Raw genomic sequence first — 24,525 nt, forward strand, 5'->3', positions numbered from 1 at the left:
ATTCAAGCATGGGAATCCGGAAGATGTTTTATAATGTCCTCAAACTCGGCGGCGTCGGCGGGGGAGAGGTTGCCTTGCACCCAGATGGCGAGGCCGCGCGGATCGAGCTTGCGGGCGAGCTCCGCGGCCTCACGCAACGGGGCCATGACCAGCACCGGCTTGCCCGCCTCCTGCAAGCCGCGCAGCATGTCGAGCTTCGCGAGGGCGGAGGGCGTGCCCTCGCCGGGCGAGAATTGCACGGTTCGGACCCAGTCCTGCCGGCCAAGCGCCCCCGCATGACGCGCGGCTTGCGGGCCGTCGAGGTGGAAGCAGATGCGCGCGGCGTTCGAGGCCTGGCGGCGGAGCGAGGGCAGGCAGATTTCCTCGAAATCGTCGGGACCTATCAGCGCGTTGAAATCGCATGTGGGCACCACGTAGTCCTCGCCCGACCAGGGGCTCATCTGGTTTATATAACCCGCGCCGCGGCTGAGGATGGTGTCGATGACTTGTTCATACATGGGAGCCCAGGCGTCGGCGATTTGCAGGGCGGCGGTTTTCACGGCCTCGCGGGCGTCGTCCATGATGTCCATGCAGAGGAGCGAGGGGTCGCGCATGTTGGCGAGGACGTCCACCGCGCCGCCCATGTCGGGGAGGCAGACGAGGTAGCGCCCGCGCGCGTCATCGGCGGTGAGCGCGAGCAGGGAGAGGACGAGGCGGAACCATTTGTTTTCCGGATCGAAGCGGAAAACGGGCGGCGGGTCCCAGCTTGAGAGGTTCGGTGTGTTCCAGGCGGTTTGCTCCGACTCGGAGAGGTGGAGCGGCGTGCCGAGAAACGCGGCGGGGGCCTCGGGGCCTATGTCCACGCGCACGCGGGGGAGCAATTCGCCAATCCAGCGCGTGTTTGCGACCTGGGTGCGGAGGGCGTCCAGCCATTGTTGCGGCCTCTCTATGAACTTGAAACCGCGCCCCCAGTAGATGTCGGTGCGAGAGGACGTTGACGCCATCATGAGCGGGCGGGCGGCGCGAAAGTGCCACCAGTCTTCCCAGCGCGCGGCGATTTCGGGAAACCCAGGGCAGTATTCGAGCGGCTGGCTGGCGACGGCGGCGAGTTGGTCGCGCCAGCGGGAGTGGCGGGTGGTGTCCATGTGGTTTTGTTTTCCACCACAAAGGGCACAAAGGCTTGGATTATAATAATCGATTCCTGCTCCTTTGTGCCCTTCGTGTCTTTGTGGTGAGTTTAATGGTTCTATGAAATTCAATAAATTGGAGGATTCCTAGAATTTCCACATGAGGCCGGCGTTGGCGTCCAAGGCGCTTTTCAGGGCGGTGGAGCGTTCGTAGGCGAGACCGAGATAGGCTGTGAGACGGGCGGTCAGCGCGGCGTCGAAACCGAGGGCGGCGATGAAGCCGTCGGTCTCGGGTTTTTGCGCGCGGACGGTGAAGGGGCTGCCGCCGATGGAGGCGGAGATGTCGCGGGCGGAGTCCTCGAACTCGTGCCGCCACGCGAGGCTGAGGCGCGGGGTGTAGACGGTCTTTTTGCCAAAGGACCACGCGAGGTCGAAGCCGAGGCGTGTGGCGAACGACTTGCCCTCCATGTCGCCGACACGCAGCTGGGTATCCCACGCGGTGCGTTCATTGAAGGCGTCCGCCTCCCAACACATGTATTGCAGCGCGGCGTAGGGCGTGAATCGTGTCTTGCCGAGTGCGAGCGCATAACCGAGGCGCGCGCTGGCGAAATATTCGTTGGCATCCATGCTGGCACGGGGCATGGCGGGGTAGCCGGTCATGCCCGGGTGCCCGGGGATGTTGATGATGCGCGTCGCGTCGAGGGTTTCCACGCCACCGCCGGCGACGATGTCGGCGAAGGCGTTTCCGAAGGCGGCACGGCCATACACACCGGCGAGGTGCCGTGTGGCTTCGAGACGGTCGTCCAGATCGTCATCCGTGATCGAAAGGAACAGGCCGAGTGTCACCCGCTCGCCGAAGGTCCGGTCAACGCCGGCTTGCGCCCCATAGCTGTGGGAATTGGCGGAACGGATGTCTGCGTCGCCGGCGAACGAGGCGCTGCGGACGACCAGTTCCGTCCAGAGGCTCCATTTATTCTTGGGCCCGTCGGTCGAAGCGAGGCGACCCTCGATGGAGCGCACGCCGGCGTCAACGGAGTGCAGCGCCTGCGCGAAGTAGCGTTCATAGACCTGTGGCGAGAGAGCGTTGAGCGTGGCGAGGACCTCGCCCTCGGTCTGAAGCGAGTTGAGCGCGCCGGTGAGGGAGTAGGCGGAGCCGCTGGCGAGCAGGGTGTCAACGGCGGCGCCGACGGCGCGCTGGTTTGCGGTGAGGCCGGGAAGGGCGTCGGCGCTAGCGTAGGAGAGCTGGGTGAAACTGAGGCGGACATCGGTGGCGCCATAGAGGACCTCGAAGAGGAGCATCTGGGAGGCGCGGCCCCAGTTGCCGGACATGCCGGCAAACGGGCCGGAGAGGGTGCCGGTGGCGTTGAGGGTGTCGAAGGTGCCGGTGATGCTGGCGGCGCGGAGGATGGTGTACCATGAGCCGGGACCGGGGGCGAAGCCGGGGGTGTTTTGGACGAGGAGTTCGCCGGCGAGGGAAGCGTTACCGTTGACGAGAAGCGCGCCGAGGGAGTTGGGAACGCCAAGGGTCACGGCGAACGTGCCGCTGGCGGTCTGGGTGTAGTCGCCCTGGATGGTGAGAGCCGGGGGTGTGACGGCGGCGGGGGCGAGGATGCCGTTGTTCACAAGGTTGCCGCGGACGGTGCCGGCGCCTTCGAGGCGGGCGCCGGGGAAGATGGTGGCGGCGCTGATGCTGCCGCCATCGGTCAGGCGGGTGGTGCCGGCTTTCAGGCGGGTGGCGCCGGTGTAGGTGTTGTTGCCGGCAAGGACGAGGGTGCCGAGGTCGGTTTTGTCGAGGCCGCCGGCGCCGGTGATTTCGGCGGTGACGGTGGCGGTCATGGCGGCCCCGGCCCCGGTGCCGTCGCCGACGCGAATGATGCTGGGGTCGGTGGTGGCGACGATGACGTTGCCGGCGAGAGTGTAGCCGTCGCTGGCGAACTGGGCGCCGTTGAAGGCGACTGCATCCGAGCCGCTGCCGGCGTTGATGGTGACGGTGCCGCTGGCACCGCGGAAGATGGCGAAGCTGCCACCCCAGGGGCGCGTCGTGGCGGAGCCGGAGTCGGTCCAGTTGGCGGTGGTGGCGTCCCAGATACCGTTGCCGCCGGTCCAGAAGTCGGCGGTGCCGTAGAGGAGGTTCACCTGGCCGGCGGCGGCGGTGTCGAGGGTGAGGAGCGACTCGGCGCCATAGGCGGGGGCGGGGAGGGTGCCGAGTTCGAGACCACGGTCGTCAAGGACGCCTGTGTATTCGAAGATGCGATACAAGCCGGGGCCCATGCCGCCGGCGTCGGTGATGTGCAGGGTGCCGTCGAGGACGAGGTCGCCATTGACGCGGAAGAGGGTGGTGGCGCCGGCGGCGCTTTGGGCGGGGGAGCCGAGGGCGACGTTGACGATGGCGCCCTCGGCGAGCGTGAGGTTTCCGGTGGTGAAGGTCGCGCCGGAAGCGCCGAGGAGCACACCGCCGTTTTCGACAGCGACAGCGCCGGCGATGCGACCGGAGCCACCAAGGGCGCCGCCTTCGAAGACGAGGTAGCCGCCGCCGGCAGGGGCGGCGTGGGTGCCGTCAACAAGCAGCGTGCCGAGGCGGATAGTGGTGGCGCCGGCGTGGGTGTTGTTGCCGGCGAGGACGAGGGTGCCGTAGTCGTTTTTCTCGATGCCGCCGGAGCCGGCGATGGCCGAGGCAATGGTGGCGCTGAAGGCGGCGCTGGCGGGGGTGCCGTCGCCCACGCGGATGGTGAGGGTGGCGCCGCCGGCAGTGGTGAGGGTGCCGCCGGTGACGAGCCAGCCGTCGGTGGCGAATTGCATGCCGAGGGGAGTGATGGGGCCGGCGGCGTTGTCCACAGTGACGGTGGCGGGCGCGCCGGCGAAGAGGGCAAAGCCGGTGGCGGTATCGGCGCCTTGGCCGAGGAGCCAGGGGGCGGTGCCAGTGGCGCTCCAGGTGCCGTTGCCGGTGTTCCAGAGGTTGGCGGCTTGGTAGATGAGGTTGACCTGGCCGGCGGTGGCGGTGTTGAGGCTGAGGAGGGCGGAGGGGATGCCGAGAATGGAGCCGAACTCCACGCCGTTGTCGGTGAGGCCGCCGGTGTAGTTGATGATCCGATACAGGCCGGCGCCGAAGCCGCCGATGTCGGTGATGTTGAGGATGCCGTCGAGGGTGAGGTCGCCGTTGACTTGGAGGAGGGCGTCCACGGAGGGCGCGCCGAGAGCGAGGTTGAGGTGCGAGGAGGCGGAGAGGACGAGGCCGCCGAGGGTGAGGGGCGCGGGGCCGGCGGTGGCGGCGAGGATGCCGCCGTTTTCGATGGTGGCGATGGCGGAGGTGGCGCCGGTGCCGGAGAGGCGCGCGCCGGTTTTCACGATGAGGGCGGCGGCGGCGGAGTGGCTGCCGTTGAGGACGAGGGCGCCTTCGCGGACAATGGTGGCGCCGGTATAGGTGTTGTCGCCGGCGAGTACGAGGGTGCCGAGGTCGGTTTTTTCGATGCCGCCGGCGCCGGTAATGGCGCTGGCGATGGTGGTGCTGAAGGTGGCTGCGGCGGCAGTGGCGTCGCCCACGCGGATGATGGAGGTGGGGCTGGCGAGGGCGATGGTACCGCCGGCGAGTTGCCAGCCGTCAGTGGCGAAGACGAGGCCGGCGGAGGAAACAGTGTCGCCAACGGTGACAGTGGCGGCGGGGCCGCGGAATTGGGCGAGCACGCCGGCGCGCCAGGCATGGCTGCCGGTGGCGGTGTAGTCGGTCCAGTTTTGCGCGGCGGCGTCCCAGGTACCGGCGCCGCCGGTCCAGTAATCGGCGTCACCATAATAAAGGTTGATCTTGCCGGCGGTGGCGGTGTCAACGGAGAGGATGAGTTTGTCAATGCCGGCGGAGACGCTGCCGATGGCGAGGCCGGCGCCGGGGGTGAGCGCGCCGGTGTAGCCGGCGAGGGCGTAGGAGCCGGGGGCGAGGGTGGCGTCGGCAATGTGGACGAGGCCGCCGAGGGCGACGTTGCCGTTGACTTGGAAGAGCGGCGTGGCGGAGGGAGCGCCGAGGGTGACGTCGAGCGCGCCGGTGGCGCCGGCGAAGGCGAGTCCGCCGATGGTGAGGGTGCTGCCGGCGGCACCGCGGAGGACACCGCCGTTTTGCAGCGTGACGATGCCGCCGACGGTACCGGTGCCGCCGAGGGCGGCGCCGTTGGCGATAGTGACGGCGGAGGCGGGGTTAGAGCCGGCGTTGCCGTGGACGAGGAGGAGGCCGCCGTCGATGCGCGTGTCGCCGGACCAGGTATTGCTGGTGCCGTTGAGGACGAGGGTGCCGCTGCCGGCCTTGGTGACGGCGAGGGCACCGGGAGCATTGTTAAGGATGCCAGCGTAAAGGGTGGTGCCGCTGACGACGGTGATGGTGGCTGTGCCGGTGGTGCCGGCGGCGCGGTTGGTGATGCGCGAGGCGGCGAAGGTGCCGGAGAGCGCGCCGAGGTTGACACTGTGTCCGTTGAGGTCGATCGAGGCGCCGGAGCTGTCGAGTTTCACACCGCTGGTGTTGCCGAGGGCGGCGTCGGAGTCGAGGCGGAGGGCGACGTTGGTGGCGAAAGAGGTGCCGCCGGTGAGCCAGGTCACGCCGGTGTAGGTGTTATTGCCGGCGAGCACGAAGAGGTTGGTCGCCGACGCGCCGTCAAAATTATCGAGCCAGAGGCCACCGCTGCCCGAGATATTCGATTTGATGACAAAGGTGACTTGGGGGGAGCCCGCGAGCAGCAATATTCTGCTGGTGCCGGTCACGAGGGTGATGTTGCCCGCGAGAGTGAATGCGCCGGCGCTGGCGAAGTCGTGCTTGATCATCGCCTGCGAGCCGTAGGATTCGAGCCGTAGGTCGTTGATGGTGAGTATGGAGCCGGCACCGCTTTTAATGGCGAGGGGGCCGGCGTTGCGAGAGGCGTTGGAAGCCCAGTCGGTGTAGGCGACGGCGGGGTTGTTGCGCAGCGTGAGCGATCTTCCGCCGAAGGTGGAAATCTCCGGTGTCGCCTGAGGGGAGCGCATGACAAAGCCGGTCAGCGAGTCCACAAGGTAATCGGCGTCGGCGTGCGGCGTGAGGCCGTCGCTCCAGCGGGTGCCGGTGTTCCAACTGGTCTGTGCGTTGGGGTCGCCACCGGTCAGCGTGATGGTGCCGGACTGCGCGCCAGCGCGAGGCGCGAGGGCGAGGCAGGCGAGCGCGGCGAAAAGCGCGGCGGCGTTTTTGAGAAATCCGGCGCGGCGGGAGGCGCGGGCGACGGGCGCAGCGGACATGGGTGCGGTTTTCATGATGGCGGCTGAGTTTGGACTGGCGGTTGGGTTTGGAAAAAGCACGCGCCGGGGGCGACGCGAAAGGACGGATTGGACGTGAAAAATCGGGAGCTGGGTGTGTTTGCCGGTGGGAAAAGCCGGTTGGGTGCGAGGGCAAAGAGGGAAAACGAACGCGGGTGCAATCTCTGCGCGAACGCGGGGCGGTGACAAAGCGTTTGCAGCTTGACTCGTTAAGTTAGCGGTCGGGATTGCTTCGCACGAGCGACTCGCCTGTGGGTTTGATTGGCATGGGCGAGTCGCCCGTGCCGCACAATCCCGCGGGCGGCAGTGGGAGCGCCTGCGAATGCCGGCGGACTGGCGCATCACGCGGGCAGTTTGCCGGCGTGGATTTTTTCGGTGAGATCGCGGTGCCAGGCGATGTCGCGCCACATGCCGCGGAATTGCGGGCCGCAGAAATTGCTCGTGCAGATCGCCGCCCAACGGCCGCTCGCCACCACGCGCTCCACGGCCCAGGCGTTGAACTCCTTCACCCAGGCCCAGTCGAGCCCCGGCCAGTCCTTGTAGTCCACGATGGCCCAGCCCTCGGTGGTCACGAGCGGCTTGGCCGTGGCGCGGCTCCATTCGGCGAACGAGTCGAGATGCACCGCCAGCAGGCGTTTCCAGTGGTCGGGGTCGCTGCGGTAAAGTTTATCGGCGTAGAGCGCGAGGTTTTCGAAGCCCGTGGGTTCGAAGCGCTCGAAATGATAGCCGGCTCGTTCGTTGAACTCCGTCGCGCTGCCCATCCACTGGTGGATTGCGAGGAAGTCCATGAAGCCGGGATCGACGCCGTTTGTATCCGATGGATCAATACACGTGGTGAACGAAGTCGTGAGCGGCAGCGAGGGGTGCTTCGCGCGGATGATTTCGGTGGCCTCGCGGAGCCAGCCGAGCGAGGCGGGCGTGCGCCAGTCGCGATCGTTGCCGCCGGTGTTTTTGAAGAACGGCGCCCAGCAGTTGAGCGGCCATTCGTTGCACAGGTCGAGGTAGAGGATGCTGTCGAGCAGGCCCGCGCGTCCGATGTGATCGAGCACGGACAGCCAGATGTTCGCGTGGGCGCGCGGGCTCGCGATGAGAAGGTGCTGGCGGGTGGTGTCGTTTTGGAACCACGTGGAGAGGCCGACGCGCAGGCCGCGGTCGCGGCATTTTTTTATAAATTCCGTCAACGCCGGCAGCACGCGCACGCGCACGCGCGTCGGGCTGCCCCAGTCCTCCTGGTTCCACGGGGCGATGATGTCCCACTCGCGCTCCGGGCCGGCGGCGACGAGGTGCGGGTAGCCGTCGATGCGCACGGCGTCGTAGCCGCGCTCGACGAGACCGTCGAGCGCCTCGTCCCAGTCCTCGTAGCCGGCGCCGGGCCAGCGGCGCTCAAGCCAGGAAAAATCCCACATGGTGATGGCGAGGGGATGTTGGAGTTTGCTGAGGAGTTTTTGGTTGGTCGCGGGCATGGGACGGGGGATGGAGATTTCGAGTTTCTAAAAGGCGACAGGCGTCCCTCGGAAGTTCACGCGCCTGTTGGGCAAAGTAAAACGCACGGAGGCTTGACTCGTTAAGTAAGATGCCCCGCGTCTGGATGCCGCTGAACTTAACGGGAATAGTGAAGGCGGAATTGCCGCGGCCGGTTTCGCATGAGAACGTGCCTGGAACGTTTTCCTTTCGTATCCGATTTTAGATACAAGATGCCATGAGCACCCGCGCCACAGATTGCGGCGTCGTTGACGTCGTGCAAACCAGCCGCTGTTCCGGCGACCGTCTCTCGACGCTCCAGCCGGTTCCCCTCGCGCCCACCGGTTCGGTGACGGACGGCGCGCCCGCGCTCACGGTGAGCGTGGAGGCGGAGCGGCAGTCCATCATCGGCTTTGGCGGCGCGTTTACCGAGGCTGCGGCCCACGCGCTTGCGCAGATGGGCGCGACGCGCAGGGACGAGGCGCTCAAGGCGTATTTCGACCCCGGGAGCGGATTGCGCTACACGCTTGGGCGCGCCCACATCAACAGTTGCGACTTTGCCCTCGGCAACTACGCCTACGACGACGTGCCGGGTGATTTTGAGCTGCGGCATTTCGACATCTCGCGCGACCGCCGGCTCCTCATTCCGCTCATCAAGGATGCGCTCGCGCTCGTTCCCGGCGGGCTCCGGTTGCTCGCCTCGCCGTGGAGCCCGCCCGCGTGGATGAAGACCAACAACGAGATGAACCGTGGCGGCTGGCTCCGCCCGGAGTGCCGCGAGGCGTGGGCGCTTTATTTTGCAAAATACATCTCGGCCTACGCCGCCGAGGGCATCCCCATCTGGGCCGTGACCGTGCAAAACGAGCCCGCCGTCGTGCAGAAATGGGATTCCTGCATTTACTCCGCGGAGGACGAGCGCGATTTTGTGAAACGCTTTCTCGGCCCCGAACTCGCGCGTCAGGGGCTCGCGGACGTGAAAATCCTCATCTGGGACTATAATAAGGATCGCATCTTTGAACGTGCGTCGGTCGTCCTCGCCGACCCCGGGACCGCGCGTCATGTGTGGGGCGTCGGTTTCCATTGGTATGCGGGCGACCACTTCGACCAACTGGAAAAAGTGCGCGCTGCCTGGCCCGAGAAAATCCTCCTCGCCACCGAGGGCTGCGTGGAAGGCGCTCCCGCGCTTGGCGCGTGGGCGCAGGGTGAGCGCTATGCCCACTCCATCATCGGCGATTTGAACCACGGCGCCGCCGGCTGGCTTGACTGGAACCTGGTGCTCGACCGCGAGGGCGGCCCCAACCATGTGGGCAATTTCTGCGACGCGCCCATCATCGCCGATGCCGCCACTGACACGCTTCATTACCAGAGCTCCTATTATTACATCGGGCACTTCAGCCGCCACGTCCGGCCCGGCGCCCGCAGGCTTGAAAGCGACGCCGGGCAAACCGGCTTGGAGACTGCCGCCTTCAGGAATCCCGGCGGTGAAATCGTCGTCGTGGTGCTGAACAAAACCGGGGAGCCGCGTCCCTTCATCCTCCGTGCCGGCGACCGGGAATGCGCCGCCTCGATTCCGCCGCGTTCGATTCAAACGCTCACGCTCGCGGCCTCCTGACACCCGCCCGGCCACCGCCCGCCTCGCCGGCATATATTTTTATGCAAATGACATCCCGAGAAAAAATCCGCCGCGCCATCAGCCATCAATCCGGCCCCGTCGCCGTGGACTTTGGCAGCACCGCCGTCACCGGCATCCACGCGAGCGTCGTCGCCGCGCTGCGGCGGTACTTCGGTCTCGCGGACACGCCGGTTAAAGTCCACGAGCCCTACCAGATGCTGGGCCTGGTCGAGGACGACCTGCTCGATGCGATGGGCGCCGACGCCACCGGCATAATCGCGCGCAACACCATGTTCGGCTTCCCCAACGAAAACTGGCGCGAATGGGAAACCCCGTGGGGGCAGACCGTGCTCGTGCCGGAGAATTTCCGGACGCGTCCGGCGCCCGGCGGCGGGCTGCATATATTTCCCGAGGGCGATATCTCCGCCGGCCCGAGCGGACTCATGCCGGCGGGCGGCTATTTCTTTGACGCGGTCATCCGGCAGGAGCCGATAAACGAGGATGCGCTCGACCCGGCGGACAACTGCGAGGAGTTCACGGATTTCAGCGACGCCGACATCGCGCACTGGCGGCGGGAAATCGCGCGCGCGGCCGCCGGCCCTCGCGCGGTCGTGGCCGCCGTCGGGGGCACGGCGCTGGGCGACATCGCGCTCGTGCCCGCGCCGTTCATGAAAAAGCCGCGTGGCGTCCGCGATGTCACCGAGTGGTATGTGTCGTTGATGGAACGCCGTGACTATGTGCGCGCCGTCTTCGAGCACGAAAGCACCGTGGCGCTCCGCAACCTGGAGCGTTTCGCCGCCCTCGCCGGTGACGCGGTGGATGTCGTTTACCTGTGCGGGACGGATTTCGGCACGCAGCAGTCGCAGTTCTGCTCGCCCGCGACCTTCGACGAGCTTTACGCGCCCTATTACAAACGTATCAATGACTGGATACACGCGCGCACGAAATGGAAAACGTTCAAGCACACCTGCGGTGCGGTCGTGCCGCTCATCCCCGGCCTGATCGAGGCCGGCTTCGACATCCTCAATCCCGTGCAATGCTCCGCGAAGGACATGGACCCGCGCCGTTTGAAAAACGAATTTGGCCGGGATGTCGTTTTCTGGGGCGGCGGCGTGAACACGCAGGAGACGCTGCCCTTCGGCACGCCCGCCCAGGTTTACGACGAGGTGCTGGAGCGCCTGCGCATCTTCGCGCCCGGCGGCGGCTTTGTGTTCAACACCATCCACAACATCCAGGCGCGCACCCCGGTGGAAAACATCGCGGCCATGCTCGACGCCATCCGCGATCACAACAAGGCCGGCGGATAAATCACGCCCGTTTTGCCGGAGGCCAGGCCGAAAGGGCCCGCTCCCCGTCTCCAATCCATTCCTGGTTTCCTTTGTGGGGAAAACACACCAGCCTTCTCCCTTGTTCCAATGATTCGCATCGCCCTCCATGGAGCCAACGGCCACCAGATTCACAACGCCCTCGCCGCCCACCCCGGCGTCCGGCTCGCGGCCCTGTCGGCGTTTCCGCGCGAATCGCTGCCCGCGACGCTGCGCGGCGACCAGGCCATTCGCGAGCATCCTTCGCTCGACTCCCTGCTCGCCGATCCGGAGGTCGATTTTGTCTCGCTTTGCTCGCCGCGGCGCGCCGGGCAGGCGGCGGATGCGATCCGTGCCTTGCGTGCCGGAAAACATGTGCTGGCCGAGAAACCCTGCGCGATGAACGAGAAGGATCTCGACGCCCTCATCGGCACCGCGCGCGCGACCGGGCGCGTGTTTCACGAAATGGCGGGCACCGCGTTTGGACAGCCGTATTTCGCGATGCGCGAGATCGTCCGCTCCGGCCGGCTCGGAGAGATCGTGCAGGTTGTCGCCGAGAAATCGTATCCATATTTTAATGACAGGCCGCAGGACGAGGCGGTTGACGGCGGGCTGGTCATGCAAAACGCCATCCACGCGCTGCGCTTCGTCGAGCACGTCGCCGGCACGCCCATCGTTTCGGTGAGCGCCGTGGAAACCTCCTTTGGCAATCCTGTCCCCGGCGGCGGCCTGCGCATGGCCGCCTCGCTCGCGCTCACGTTGCGCAACGGCGGCGTCGCCTCCATCGCCGCGAATTATCTCAACCCCCGCGGCACCGGCGTCTGGGGCGACGAATCCCTGCGCATCCTCGGCACGCGCGGCATCGTGGAGTCGCGCGGCGGCGGCGCGTTCACACGGCTCGTCATTGGCGAAACCGACCACGGCCCGCTCGACACCTCCGGCCCGGGCAAACCGTTCCTGCGCGCGGTGTTCGCCTCGATCTCCGCCGGCGCGCCGCCGCCGTTCTCGCTTGAGGAGGAGCTTTCACCCACCCGCTGGGCCATTCGCGCAAAACAATCCGCCGTGCAAAGAAACATATGAAAAATTTCCGCTATCATCATGCCATCCGCCGCCAACCAGCCTTCCTTTCCTGCCGATTCGCGCGTTCCCATCGGCATTGTCGGCCTTAATTTCGGCCGTCACATCATCGACCAGCTCGCCGCCGGCGCGGCCTGGCTGCGTGTCGCCGCCGTCTGCGATCTCGACGCCGCGAAAGCCTCCGCGATGGCGGAAAAACTCGGCGGTGGCGTGCGTGCGTTCGACGATCTGCAAAAACTCATCGATGCGCCGGACATTCCCGCCATCGGCCTGTTCACCGGTCCCGCAGGGCGGGCCGCGCTCATCCGCCGCATCATCCGCGCCGGCAAGGACGTCATCACCACCAAGCCTTTCGAAATCGACCCCGACGCGGCGCTCGCCGTCTTGCGCGAGGCGCGCGCACTGGGCCGTGTCGTCCATCTCAACTCCCCCGCGCCGCTTCCCGCGCCCGACATCGCCCAAATCGAGCGCTGGCGCACCGGGTATGATCTTGGCGCCCCGGTCGGTGCGCGCGCCGACGTGTGGGCCTCCTACCGCGAGACCGCCGACGGCTCCTGGTATGACGATCCCGCGCGATGCCCCGCCGCCCCGATTTTCCGGCTCGGCATTTATTTGATCAACGACCTCGTGCGGCTCTTCGGCCCTGTCGCCGACGCACAGGTCATGCAAACGCGGCTCTTCACCGGCCGCCCCACGCCCGACAACGCCCAGCTTTCGCTTCGCTTTGAAAATGGCGCGCTCGCCAACATTTTTGCCTCCTTCTGCGTGGGCGACGGGGACTGCTACCGCAACGGCCTCACGCTCAATTTCGAAAACGGCACCATCTACCGCAACCTCGGCCCCGCGCGCGGCGATGCCGGGAAAAGCGAACTGGCCCTTGTCAAACTCCGCGATGGCGCCCGACAGGTCGTGGCGCGTGCCGAGGTCACCGGCGGCAGCGGCGCTTACCAATGGGAGGCGTTTGCCCGTGCCGTGCGCCGCGAATCGTTTGCCGGGGCGGAATCGTTCACCACGCCTGAGCAAATCGTCGCCGGCCTGCGCGTTATCCAGATGATGGGCCGCCAGCCCGGCATCGCCACGCCGTCGTCCGGCTGATAATTACTGCGGGCGGCGCTGTTTTCGACGTCTGAAAAACAAGCATTCAAAATAACGAGGACAAAAACAGGGGAATCGCCTGCGGCTTAACGGGGATAGTAAACGCTGCATTGCATTGATCGTTTGCAGAGGGTGGTTTGGCTCTGAAACGTCCTCGCGCCTTCCCCTTTCCGCCCCATTGACCTCATCGAATTCCATATCATGAAAAACCATCCCGCACCCTGCCCACGCTGCTTTCAATCCCGCGCGGCGCCGGCTTTTTTCGCTGCGCTTTTATCTCTCGGCATGACGGTTTTCCTGTTGGGCTCGCCGCTTTTCGCGGCAGTGAGCCCGGAGCCGGTGTTGTTTTTCAACCGCGCCGGGATAAAGACGCTCAAGGAGCGCGTCGCGTCCCCCGCTTACAAGCCGACCTGGGACCCCATCCTTGCCTACGCCGATGGCGTGTGCGACCCCGGCTCGAGGCACTACGCCGACCCGGTGGCGTTTGTCGAGGCCGCGCGCAATACCAAGGAAAAAAACCTCACGCACATGTTTCCGCGCCGCCTTTCCGGGTGGATGGAAACGCTGAGCTTCGCCCACGCCATGACCGGCAAAAAGAAATACAAGGAGCACGCGATCAAGCTCCTCCACGCGGGAATCGACGACGCCATCGTGAACGTCGTCAACGGCAGCATTTACGCGGGTGTGCGGGGCGACATGATGCGCGCGCTGGCTATCGGGCTGGACTATTTCTCGCCCCTGATGACGCCGGAGCAGCGCGCCCCCGTGGTCGAGGCGGCGCGAAAATGCATGGAGTCGCTCGCCGAGGAATTTGCCCGGCCCGACAGCCAGTGGCACGCGTGGACGGTGCCGCACAATTTCTCCGGCGTCACCGGCGGCGCGGCGGGCCTGCTCGCCCTCGTGCTGCGCGAGGATTTCCCGGACAAGTCGCGCGAGTGGCTGGGCATGGCCGAGACCATCGTCCTCAACTGGCTCGACGCGGCGTTCGAGGACAAGGGGGCGAATATCGAGGGCGTTGACTACATGCAATACGGGCTGGGCAACGCGCTCATGCTCGCCGAGGCGCTTGCCCGTGTGGAAAAACGCAGGGCCATCATCGAGCACCCGAAGCTGAAAATGGTTTCCTATTTTCTCGCCATGCAAATCCTGCCCGGCGCGTCCGGCTACGAGGCGCGCAACGATTCCCGCTACGATTCCGACCGCGGCGAGAGCAAAGGCACCGGCGCGCCCTTCCTCCTGCTCCTTGCCTCCGGCTTCAACGACGCCACGCGGGCCGATCCGCTCGCCGCCTGGCTGTGGACGCAATCGCGCAGGGCGGACAAAAACCTCATGCAGATTGCCTGGCATCACCTCGGCGTCGAACACCTCGGCTCGCAAGTCAAAAGCCCCGCCCAGCTCATTCCGGCGCCCTACGGCGAGCATTTCAAAAAGCGCGGCCTGTGCGTCTGGCGCACCGGCTGGGCGAAGGACGACACCTATTTCGCCATCGAGGCCGGGCACTACATCCCCGTCACGCACAACCAGGGCGACAAGGGCCACTTCACGCTTTACGGCCTCGGCCAGCGCTGGGCCGTGGATGTCGGCTACGGCAACAACCGGGACCCCAAAGGCCGCAGCCAGACCGTCACGCACAGTTGCGTGCTGGTTGACGGCAAGGGCCAGGCGCTCTCCGGCGGCGGGCTGGGCACCGATGGCGACGTGCTCGATTATATAAACAACAACGCCTTCGGCTACGCGCTCATCGACGCCAAGTCCGCTTATAATAAAAACGACAAGGACATGCCCGGCGTCCCCGTCACCAAGGCCCTGCGCCACGCCTTCTACGTGCGCCCCTCCGAAGGCGTCCCCGCCTATGCCGTGGTGCTTGATGATATCGAGGAGGAAGGCGCCCCGCACGCCTTCACGTGGCAGATGATAACATGGGAAACCATGCAAGTGTCCGAAAAAGACAGTGGCACTTTTGTCGTCGCCCCATCCGGCGGCTCCTCGCAACCCCGGATGGTCGTCCGCGTGAGCGCCGCCACCGGGCTCGACCTCGCCCACGCGCCCCTCGAGCTGGCGGGCGCCCCCGGCATTGATCCCCTCAAATATATAAAACTCACCGCCACGAGCCAAAGCACAGGCAACCCGCGCTTCGCGGCCCTCCTCGCCCCGCTGCCCGCCGGCTACCGGCACGATCCCGCGCTCTCTGTCAGGAAAATTTCCCAAGGCACCCTTGTCAGCATCGAGTGGCCCGGCCGCATCGACCGCATCCTCTGGAATGGCGACAAGGCGACGCTCATGAATCCCGTCAAACCCGCAAAATAAAACGAACCAATAAACTGCCCACGAATTACACGGATTCTTTATGAAATTATAATCTGAGAAAATCCGTGTAATCTGTGGATAGTAAAAACGCCCCCCCCTCATGACCCAAAACTGGATCGAATACGCCGTCATCGTCGCCTATCTGGTGCTGATGATCGCCATCGGAATCGTCTTCAAGAATTTCAGCAAGAGCTCCGGCGATTATTTTCGCGGCAACTCGCGGGGCACATGGTGGATCGTGGGCATGAGCTCGTTCATGGCGGGCATCAGCGCGAACACCTTCACGGGCAACGGCGGCCTGGCCTTCGAGGCGGGCTGGAGCATTTTGTTTATATATCTCGCCAACTGCATTGGGTTCGGCTTTCACGTGTTTTTCCTCGCACCGTGGTTCCGCCAGTTTCGCGCCACCACGTTTCCCGAGGTGCTGCGCGCCCGCTTCGGCCCGATGACGCAGCAGGTTTACGCCTACGTGTGGACGCCCGTGTTTCTTCTGACCGCGGCGGTCTGGCTGCTCGGGCTGGCCGTTTACGCGTCCACGACCTTCGGCCTGCCCATCGACCTCGTCATACCGGTGCTCGGGCTGGTGGTGTTGTTTTATTCCACGACCGGCGGAAAATGGGCGGTGATGGCGGCGGACTTTGTCCAGGGGCTCATCATGATGGGCATGACCATTCTCATCGCCATCCTCTGCCTCGTGCACTTCGGCGGTTTCGGCGGCCTGCTCGACGCGATAACCCACGCCGGTCTCACCGGGCAATTCGCGTTGGTAAAACCCGGCGATGCTTTTCCGGGGCAGACTTATACTTGGGAGTGGGCCCTCGCCATCGGCACGATACAAATCGTCAGCCTCTGTTCGCTGCAATCGGGCGCGAAATATTTTGCCGTGAAGGACGGCCGCGAGGCGCGCCGCGCCGCGTTGCTCACGCTGGTGCTGATGGCCGCCGGCACGCTGCTCTGGTTCATCCCGCCGGTCACTGGCCGGCTTTTGTTCGCCGAGGAAATCCTCGCCTCGGGCATGCCCAAGCCCGTCGAGGCCGCGTTTGCCGTGGTCAGCTCGAAATTTCTCCCCGTCGGCCTGATCGGCATGATGGTAGTGGCGATGTTCTCCGCCACGATGAGCTCGATGGATGCCGGCTTGAACGGCAACGCGGCCATGTTTGTGAAGGACATGATGCCCGCGTTCTGCCGCCTCCTGCGCCGCCCGCCGCTGGGCGAGACCGCGCAGCTTTGGCTGGGGCGCGTGGTCACCATAATATTCGGTGTTTTGATCATCGTGCTCGCGCTTTACATGTCGCGCCTCAAGGACGGGCACGGCGTGTTTGAAATCGCCCTGAAAATATCGGCCGTGCTTGTCATGCCCATGACGCTGCCGCTGCTGTTGTGCCTGTTTATAAAAAAGGTGCCGCACTGGTCCGCGGTGTTTTCCGCCGCCGCGACGATCATTCCCTCGTCGTTCTCGACCTTCTCCAGCTCGGACTACTGGAACCTCCAGCATACGGTGTTTTGGGTGCTCATCACCGGCACGGTCGCATTTTTGCTGACGATGTTTTTTTGGAACACGAGTGACGACGCCTACAAAAAGCAGGTCGCCGGCTTTTTTGAGAAAATGCACCGCCCCGTGAACTTCGCCACCGAGGTGGGCGAGGGCAACGACGGGCGGCAGCTGATGGTCATGGGCCGCTTCACGCTGGCGATCGCTGTTTTCACCGCGCTGTTGCTGGCTGTGCCGAATCCCGCCTCCGGCCGCGCCAGCATCGCCGCCCTTGCCGCGGTGCTCGGCGCCGTCGGCGTCCTGCTCGTTTGCGCTGGACGAAGGAGGCACAGGGCAAACAATTAGGCCCCCTCCGGTTTGCCATGCGCCATGGCTGCCGGGGCCGCACCCATGCGTAATATGAAAAAACAACCCGACTCAGGAAAAACTCCCGTTCCGCCTGTTTTGAAACAGGCGCAATGGATATGGCCCGATGACCAGTTCTGGGACATGCATCACTGTTTCGCGCTGTTCCGAAAAACCTTCGATCTCAAGGCAAAACCCCGCGATGCAATTCTTTATATAACAGCCGACCAATCCTACCGGCTTTACATAAACGGGGAATACATCACGCGCGGCCCGGCCCGCGGCTTCCAGTCGCGCTGGCCCTATGATGCGATTGATGTTTCTAGGCATCTGAAAAAAGGCCGCAATCTCATCGCCATCCGCGCCTACAACCCCGGCACGGGCAATTTCCAGTATGTATTTCAAGGTCGTGCCGGCTTGCTCGCCGCGCTGGACGCCGGCAAAACGCAAATCGTCACGGACGCCACCTGGCTCGGCCGCCGCCAGCCCGGCATCCGCCGCGACAGCGCTCCCGGCAGCATGCAACTGTTCGCGCAGGAGCACATCGACCTGCGTGCCGAGCCGCCGGACTGGTTCGCCGTGAACCACGAGTGCGATGCCTCATGGAAAGCTCCCTCGTGCAGTGCGACATGGCACGACATGCCTTGGGCGGATCTGGAGCCGCGGGGCATCCCGCAGCTTGCCGAAAAATGGTGGCCCGCCGCCGCCGTCATCGGCGCGCAAACAGGAATGGATTCGCGTGATTATATGAATATCCGCGACGTCGCGTGTTTTAGATATGAGGCCGGGTTCGCCTTTCTGCCCGCGACCGGTTCCGCCGACAGAATTTCCGTCCCCGCGCTGGCTGAAAACCAATTTGCCAGTTACTTGATTGATTTCGGGAAAACCGTTGTGGGCTGTCCCGCCATATCAATTCCGGGCTGTGCGGGCGGCGAAGCCATCGACACGCTTCACTTCGAGACCATCGGTGAAAATCTCTCGCCCGATTATATCCCTGACAAACACTGCCGCATGGCCTTTGGCGGGCGCGTCATCTGCCGCGCCGGCGACAACACGCACGAGTTTTGTCACGCGCTCGGTTTTCGCTATATGATTGTCACCGTGCGCAATTCCCCCCGTCCGCTCACGGTGAATGTCGTGTTGCGCTGGCAGGGGTATCCGCTCGGGAAAGCCGGGCATTTCTCCTGCGATGACGATGCGCTGAACAAAATCTGGGATGCCTGCGCGTGGACGCAGCAATGCTGCTCGCTCGACGCCTATGTGGACACCCCGTGGCGCGAGCAGGCCCAGTGGTGGGGCGACGCGCGCGTGCAGTCGTGGAACACGTTTCACCTTTGCGGCGACGCCCGCCTGCTGCGCCGCGGCATCGCGCAAATCGCCGGCCAGGCCACGCCCGAGGGTGTCACCTACGGGCACGCCCCCACCATCGCGCATAGCTGCATCCTGCCCGATTTCACGCTCATCTGGTTTCTCACCCTTTGGGATTATTACTGGCAGACCGGCTCGGCCGAGCCTTTTGAAACGCACCTCGATGCCGTGGAGCGCGCCCTCGGTTATTTTGAGAAATACAGCGACAAAAAAACCGGCCTTGTCGGTTACGACGAGCGTTTCTGGCTGTTTCTGGACTGGACGGAACTGCACAGGGAAGGATTCCCGAGTGTGTATAACCTGTGGCTTCTCATCGCGCTTGAGCGCCTCGCGCTCCTTGCCGAAAAAACCCGGAACAAGGCGAAAGCCCTGGCGCTCTCCAAATGGGCGGCCAAAATCAGAAAATCCCTCTCCCGCCTCGTCACGACCGACGGGCAGATGCGTGATGGCTTCACCGTCGCCGGCAAAATTGTCACGAATGCGAGCCTGCATTCCCAAGTGCTCGGCTTGATTGCAGCCATTCCCGGTCTCGATGAAAAAACGATCCTTGAAAAACGCCTGCTGCCATACCTATGGGAGGACAAGTGCGACAAGGCTGTTCCCTCCGCCTACTGGGTCACTTACATATTGTCATTTTTATCCGAACGCGGGCATGGACAGGGCGTGGTCGGTTTTATAAAACGTCACTGGACGCGCATGGCGGAGCACGGCACGACCTGGGAAAACTTCGCGCCACGCCGCGCCGACGAAAGTTTTTCCCATGCCTGGTCCGCGCACCCGCTTTATCACCTGATGCAAACCTTGGGAGGCGTCCGCCAAGCTGCCCCCGCATGGAAATCCATAACCTACGCCCCGGTTTTCCACGGAACGCGTTGCGACACGGCAATACCGACCCCGCGTGGTTTGATAAAAAGCAAGTGGCGCAAAACCGGAAATAAAATCCGAGTGGAGCTGGACTTGCCGCCGGGTGTGACCGCGCGCGTGTCGCTTTTCGGCGGCAAATCCCAAACCGTCAAGGGCCAGTGGCGCGCCCTTCTGCCCGCGGACCGGAAATAATGATTTTAACTACAGGTGGACTCAAATGAAGGAGGAATTCCATTAAGGGAAATCTGTGTTTGTCTGTGTCCATCTGTGGTATAAATTTATTTCATGGTTAAGTTTTGATACCGGTTTTTATCCCAAAATCTTCACTAGCGGACGATCTTTTACCTGCAAATTGCGAATCACGATGTCGGTTCGCATCATGCAGCGGATGGCGATGTGGCCGTGGGTCAGCACCGGGCCGTTGTTGTCGAAGCCGTTGTCCGTGTAATCGATCACCGTCACGCCGTCAATCGCCCCGCGTATCCGCATGTCCTCCTGCAAGAATTCCAGCTTATACCAGCGGTTCAACTCCCACCGGCGGTTCTCCACTTGGAACGCCACCGGCTTGAGCCAGGGGTTTTTTATCATGCCGTGCGAGACGAGATCGTTTCTGGTATCAAGCATTTCCCGGTAGAACTCCCAGTGGTAATTGCGCACGTCCTCCCAGCATACCATGCTCATCGAGCCGTCGGAGCGCAGGAAATAGTCTTTCATAAAATCCTCGCCCTGCATCCCCGCGGCCTGCGCCATGAAGAGGCAGAGTCCGCCGTGCGAATTCAACTTGAATTCAAAGCTCGCGTATAAATCGCCTTCGAACGTTTGCCGGCTCCACAAATACATGCGCGTGGGATCGGGCTTCACCAGATGGAAGCCATTGTAATATTCATCGAGTGTCGGCGTGACGACGCGGGTGCCCTCGGGCGTGACCGTCGTGCCCGTGACACCGCCTTGGTGGAAGAAGGCGAGCATGTCCTCGTCGCGGTTCATGGGCAGCGAAAGCGCGTCGCGCCAGCCCGCGCCGGGGGCGGGTTTCCATGCGAACGCCGGCAGGCCCGCGCCCTCGTAGGTTTTTTCGAGGAACGCCTGCGTGTCCTTGTTGACCACTTCCGGGCGGGACAAAAAATCGGCGCGGATCTCCTCCGGTGCCGGGATTTTGTCATAGAAATTGATTTTCGCATAGGCCAGCGCGGGATTGCCGGCATAAAGCATCGGCGCGCACGGCTGCGTCACATGGGGTTGCGTCGCGGTTGTGTCCTGGATGGCGATGAGCACGCCGTTGGCGTAAACCGACACGGCGCCGCGCGACCGGTCCCAAGTCACGCACAAATGATACCAGTTGAGGCGACGCATCTCGAAATAATTGCTCGATGCGAAGGCAGCCTGACGGGGACGCCAGGCCATGTCGACAAACGATCCCCGGTGAAACTTTGTGATAAAGACGGGATGCCAGTAGGTATTATAAAACATGGCAAACTGCGCGGCGTCCACGTCGCCGGTGTTCTCGCGGTCGCTGAGGAGGGTGAAATTTGCAAAATGCGGGTTGGAGTGCGCATGCGCGGGATAATGGGTCGCGGGCGCGAGGTCCTGCAACGGCAGCACCCACATCGTCAGCGCGCCGCGGGTCTCGTTGACCGTGTGCCCGGGCAGGATGAAATGGTCGCGGACACCCGCGAGGTGCAGGGCGCTCATGCCCTGGTGCTCGATTCGGCGCCACGAGGCGCCCTGAATCAGGCGCGGGTCAAAGGCGCCGCCGCCGGGATTGTAGGAAAAAATGGGGTGTGTCATCAGGCATATTGTAGCGCGCCCGCCGCGCCGGAGTGCAAAGAAAAACCGTTGTTTACTTAACGAGTAAAGTCGCGTCGCGCTTCAATTCTCGTCCGCGCAGGTGTTCAGTTATGGCGCGTCCGGCAAATATGCCCCATCTACTGCGCATGACCGCCACTCACCGCCACCTTTCACCCGCAACCAGTACCCTAACCATCCATATCCCATGAGCTACTCGACACACGCAGGCTCCCGTAAAACCGGCCCCGTCAGCCTGGCCGCCAAATTCCTGTTGGTTGGATTCCTCCTCGCGCCATCCATCTCCGGCATGTTCGCCCAATCCGTGCCAGTTCAGGCTTCGGCTTCCGAGGAGCAGGACGCTTCCCGCCGGATCCCTGTCACCACCACTCCGGCATCGGTGGCCGATGAAAACAAGGAGGAGGAGATCGTGGAGTTGTCTCCGTTCGTCGTCAGGGACGACGGCAGCCGGGGTTACGCCGCGCAGGAATCCCTTTCCGGCACACGCCTCAAGACCGACCTCAAGGACATCGGCTCGTCCATCACCGAGATGACAGTTGATTTTCTGAAGGACATCGGCGCCACCAGTTTTCTCGACGCCGTTTCCTACGCGCCCGGCACCACCCAGTATGCCGAGATGAACGACCGCGAGGGCAACCGCTCCGTGCAGGGCATTTATTATATGATTCGCGGAATGCGCACGACCAACGTCGCGCGGGATTTCTTCCGCACCGACCTTCCCCTGGACATGTATAACACCGAGCGGCTTTCCCTCGCGCGCGGCGCCAATTCCGTGCTTTACGGCATCTCCGATCCCACCGGCGTCACTTTCACCTCGCTGGCCAAGCCGAACATGCAGCGCGACCGGATTTCCGCCTCGGGCGACTGGGCGAGCTACGGCACCTACCGTATTACCCTGGACGCTAATGCCACCGGAAAAATTCGTCTTGGGCGCACGGAAATGCCCGTCGCCATCCGGTTCATCGGGTTTAATGAGGAACGTCCCAAGGTGCTAAAACCCGACGAACAAAAACAAACCCGCCTCTACCTGACGGCTGCAATCCAGCCTTGGAAGGGTGCCACCTTCCGTGCCAATTACGAGGATATCACGCTTGACCAAACCGGTGGTCGCATGTTCGCGCCCTATGACGGTATCACCGCGTGGAGGGAACGCGGCGGCACGTATGTTGACTACAGCGGCCCCTACACCGTGCCCCGCGATGCTCCCCCCGGGCACTATCCGCTCCTGAATAATGATACCAATCAATTGGAGCATATGCCCGGGCAAGTGTATGCGATGGGCGGGGGCACCTTTGTGGTGACGAACCCCGGCAATCAATATGCGTTCAATTCCTACGCCATGGGCAGGCCGGTTTACGCAGAGGCGCCGGACGGGGCCGATGGCAGGATAAGCCTCACCGACTATTCGCTTTACCCCGCCGACAAGGTGAATTGGTTCGGCCTGAACAATTCGATGGCCAACCAGCGGGGCCACATCTCCACCATCGTGTTTGAGCAGATGATTGGCAGGGACCTTGCCTTGGAAGTGGGGTATTCCAATGAAAAATCGGGAACTGACCAGGTCACGCCGTCAAGCGGCTCATATTATTTGTTTGTGGATGTGAATAAATTTCTGCCCGACGGCTCGCCCAACCCCTACGTCGGCGTCCCTTACATGGACTATGCCCGCAGGGAACAAACTGGCTTTACCACGAGCAAGGATTATCGCGCGACGCTTACCTACACGCTGGATTTTCAAAAGAGAAAAACACGCTTGGGCAGGATGCTGGGGCGGCACCGGTTTGTCGCCCTGGCGGAACGTTATATCCATACCCAGTCCCTTGACCGCCCATATGAATATAATGACACGCCGATTGACGGTATCGCGTCGCGCGTGGCCAGCACCAATATCGTAACCCGGCGCACCTATTTCGGAGGTCCCGGAGCCGCGCCTTACTTGACGGATTCCAGCGTGGGGCTCGAAAATATTCCACAAATCCCAAGCACGGTTGTGGGGCCGGGCACCAACGGACGCCTGACCACCGTGATGCTGCGCGGAGCCGAAACCTCCGTTCGCAACAAGAACAACATTGATTCCGGCCTGCTGGCGATGCAGAGCTTCATGTTCAATGAGCATCTCGTGTTCACCGGTGGATTGCGGTGGGACTCCGTGGACGTATGGAACGCCCCGGCGTGGAGATATAGCAATGGTGAGTATGCCTCGGCCGCTGAAATGGTTTTGCCTGGCACGCCGCACTCCGCAAGCGGTCGGACCGGCACCCTCGGGCTGACCTACCATATTAACCGCTGGCTTTCCCTGAGCTGGAACCGGGCCGAGAGCTACAACCCGCCGGGTGGCAACTCGCTCACCGTGTTCAAGACTTTCGTGCCCGAGAGCAATGGCAAAAGTGAGGAGATCGGAATCAAGTTCCGCCTTATGGGAGACCGCATCACGGGAAGCCTGAATTATTTCCAGGCCCAGCGCCTTAACGAGGCGGACCAAGGCCTGCGCGGCTCAAACGACCAGCGCATCAATGCCATTTGGGATGCCATCTGGAATCGGGACAATCCCGCCGGCATTCCCGATGCGTCGCCTATGAAGCTGACAGGCTGGTATGACACCCGGGATTACCGGACGCAGGGGTATGAATTTCAAGTTGTGGCCAATCCCACGAACTCCCTGCGCATCAGTGCCAACGTCACCCAGTTGAAAACGGTGCAGGAAAACTTGATGCCATTCACCCAGGCGTATCTTGCGCAATACAAGGACTACTGGATGGCATCCGAGAACCAGGGACTGGAACATACTGTGGGCACCGACCAAACCCTGTATCCAGTCAGTTATATTGTTGGCACCATTGAAAGAAGCGTCGCCTTGAATCTCTGCCAGGAGGGCATGTCGGCCCTAAACCTGAACGAATGGGCGGCGAATTTTGTGGGCAATTATTCCGTGCAACGGGGCCCGCTCAAGGGATTCGGCTTCGGCGTGGCACAGCAATGGCGCAACGCCCCGCTGCTGTCCTACCGGTATCGCACGGATGAGTATGGAAATCCCGAATACGTGCCGGGTACCGAGCCAGGCAATCCGACCAACGCCGTTGCCATTCGTCTCTACGATCTCGACCGTCCAATTTACGGCACCGACTGGTGGAGCACCAACATCTGGTTCAGTTACGATCGCATGATATTTAACCGGAAAGTGCGCTGGCTGTTGCGACTTTCCATCAACAATCTTTTCGACAAGCGCACCTACGTGAGCGAGAGCTTTAATAATTCTCGTGGCGAGAATCAGGTCTCACGCTATCGTTTCCTGACCCCGCGCAATTTCATGCTGACCTCCACGTTTCAATATTAATGGCATCAGCCCCAGGGATAATAAATCCGCCGGGCTTATACATTCCTCCCACACCATCGATGAGTTTTTATTTCGATTCGCATGACAGCATATAT

At 63.2% G+C, this 24,525-nt stretch carries 12 protein-coding genes; 8 read left to right on the forward strand and 4 right to left on the reverse strand.

The genetic code is table 11. The features are described 5' to 3' along the window. Positions 1-2: 2 nt before the first annotated feature. From OH491_RS15785 to OH491_RS15795, 3 genes are all read right to left on the reverse strand, one after another. A complete protein-coding gene (locus OH491_RS15785) occupies positions 3-1,124 on the reverse strand; it encodes a hypothetical protein (RefSeq protein ID WP_068770600.1) in 1,122 nt (373 codons plus the stop codon). A 129-nt stretch (positions 1,125-1,253) separates the two neighbouring features. Continuing rightward, entirely contained in the window at positions 1,254-6,365 is a 5,112-nt protein-coding gene (locus OH491_RS15790) for an autotransporter domain-containing protein (protein WP_342750580.1), read from the reverse strand. Positions 6,366-6,709: 344 nt separating this feature from the next. After that, complete coding sequence (locus tag OH491_RS15795; RefSeq protein WP_068770598.1) at positions 6,710-7,831, reverse strand: cellulase-like family protein; 1,122 nt, start codon at positions 7,829-7,831, stop codon at positions 6,710-6,712. 236 nt (positions 7,832-8,067) lie between these two features. Here OH491_RS15795 and OH491_RS15800 point away from each other — a divergent pair, with 236 nt between their 5' ends. The 7 genes from OH491_RS15800 (at position 8,068) to OH491_RS15830 (ending at position 19,485) form a co-directional block, all read left to right on the forward strand. Beyond that, complete coding sequence (locus tag OH491_RS15800; protein WP_068770597.1) at positions 8,068-9,441, forward strand: glycoside hydrolase family 30 protein; 1,374 nt, start codon at positions 8,068-8,070, stop codon at positions 9,439-9,441. 47 nt (positions 9,442-9,488) lie between these two features. Next, complete coding sequence (locus OH491_RS15805) at positions 9,489-10,748, forward strand: uroporphyrinogen decarboxylase family protein (protein WP_068771122.1); 1,260 nt, start codon at positions 9,489-9,491, stop codon at positions 10,746-10,748. A 108-nt stretch (positions 10,749-10,856) separates the two neighbouring features. Continuing rightward, positions 10,857-11,825 (forward strand): Gfo/Idh/MocA family protein, encoded by a 969-nt coding sequence (locus tag OH491_RS15810; RefSeq protein WP_068770596.1) that lies wholly within the window; start codon positions 10,857-10,859, stop codon positions 11,823-11,825. 18 nt (positions 11,826-11,843) lie between these two features. Continuing rightward, positions 11,844-12,917 carry a Gfo/Idh/MocA family protein gene (locus OH491_RS15815; RefSeq protein ID WP_068770595.1) on the forward strand — a complete coding sequence of 358 codons (1,074 nt, stop codon included), beginning with the start codon at positions 11,844-11,846 and terminating at the stop codon, positions 12,915-12,917. Between the two features lie 285 nt (positions 12,918-13,202). Next, positions 13,203-15,224 (forward strand): heparinase II/III domain-containing protein, encoded by a 2,022-nt coding sequence (locus OH491_RS15820; protein WP_334319348.1) that lies wholly within the window; start codon positions 13,203-13,205, stop codon positions 15,222-15,224. A 100-nt stretch (positions 15,225-15,324) separates the two neighbouring features. Then, positions 15,325-17,061, forward strand: a complete 1,737-nt coding sequence (locus OH491_RS15825) for a sodium:solute symporter family transporter (RefSeq protein WP_068770593.1) — start codon at positions 15,325-15,327, stop codon at positions 17,059-17,061. 54 nt (positions 17,062-17,115) lie between these two features. Continuing rightward, positions 17,116-19,485 carry an alpha-L-rhamnosidase C-terminal domain-containing protein gene (locus OH491_RS15830; protein WP_068770592.1) on the forward strand — a complete coding sequence of 790 codons (2,370 nt, stop codon included), beginning with the start codon at positions 17,116-17,118 and terminating at the stop codon, positions 19,483-19,485. A 117-nt stretch (positions 19,486-19,602) separates the two neighbouring features. On the opposite strand, the gene OH491_RS15835 is transcribed toward OH491_RS15830, so the two are convergent. Further along, positions 19,603-21,078 carry a DUF1961 family protein gene (locus OH491_RS15835; RefSeq protein WP_068770591.1) on the reverse strand — a complete coding sequence of 492 codons (1,476 nt, stop codon included), beginning with the start codon at positions 21,076-21,078 and terminating at the stop codon, positions 19,603-19,605. Between the two features lie 205 nt (positions 21,079-21,283). On the opposite strand from OH491_RS15835, the gene OH491_RS15840 reads away from it, so the two are divergent. Further along, a complete protein-coding gene (locus OH491_RS15840; RefSeq protein WP_068770590.1) occupies positions 21,284-24,430 on the forward strand; it encodes a TonB-dependent receptor plug domain-containing protein in 3,147 nt (1,048 codons plus the stop codon). Positions 24,431-24,525: the final 95 nt, after the last annotated feature.

The organism is Termitidicoccus mucosus (assembly GCF_038725785.1).
GTDB classification, from domain to species: domain Bacteria; phylum Verrucomicrobiota; class Verrucomicrobiia; order Opitutales; family Opitutaceae; genus Termitidicoccus; species Termitidicoccus mucosus.

Bases quoted from the DNA above. Each gene is read 5' to 3' on its own strand.
- OH491_RS15785 (WP_068770600.1), bottom strand. From the start codon at position 1,124: ATGGACACCACCCGCCACTCCCGCTGGCGCGACCAACTCGCCGCCGTC.
- OH491_RS15790 (WP_342750580.1), bottom strand. From the start codon at position 6,365: ATGAAAACCGCACCCATGTCCGCTGCGCCCGTCGCCCGCGCCTCCCGC.
- OH491_RS15795 (WP_068770598.1), bottom strand. From the start codon at position 7,831: ATGCCCGCGACCAACCAAAAACTCCTCAGCAAACTCCAACATCCCCTC.
- OH491_RS15800 (WP_068770597.1), top strand. From the start codon at position 8,068: ATGAGCACCCGCGCCACAGATTGCGGCGTCGTTGACGTCGTGCAAACC.
- OH491_RS15805 (WP_068771122.1), top strand. From the start codon at position 9,489: ATGACATCCCGAGAAAAAATCCGCCGCGCCATCAGCCATCAATCCGGC.
- OH491_RS15810 (WP_068770596.1), top strand. From the start codon at position 10,857: ATGATTCGCATCGCCCTCCATGGAGCCAACGGCCACCAGATTCACAAC.
- OH491_RS15815 (WP_068770595.1), top strand. From the start codon at position 11,844: ATGCCATCCGCCGCCAACCAGCCTTCCTTTCCTGCCGATTCGCGCGTT.
- OH491_RS15820 (WP_334319348.1), top strand. From the start codon at position 13,203: ATGACGGTTTTCCTGTTGGGCTCGCCGCTTTTCGCGGCAGTGAGCCCG.
- OH491_RS15825 (WP_068770593.1), top strand. From the start codon at position 15,325: ATGACCCAAAACTGGATCGAATACGCCGTCATCGTCGCCTATCTGGTG.
- OH491_RS15830 (WP_068770592.1), top strand. From the start codon at position 17,116: ATGAAAAAACAACCCGACTCAGGAAAAACTCCCGTTCCGCCTGTTTTG.
- OH491_RS15835 (WP_068770591.1), bottom strand. From the start codon at position 21,078: ATGACACACCCCATTTTTTCCTACAATCCCGGCGGCGGCGCCTTTGAC.
- OH491_RS15840 (WP_068770590.1), top strand. From the start codon at position 21,284: ATGAGCTACTCGACACACGCAGGCTCCCGTAAAACCGGCCCCGTCAGC.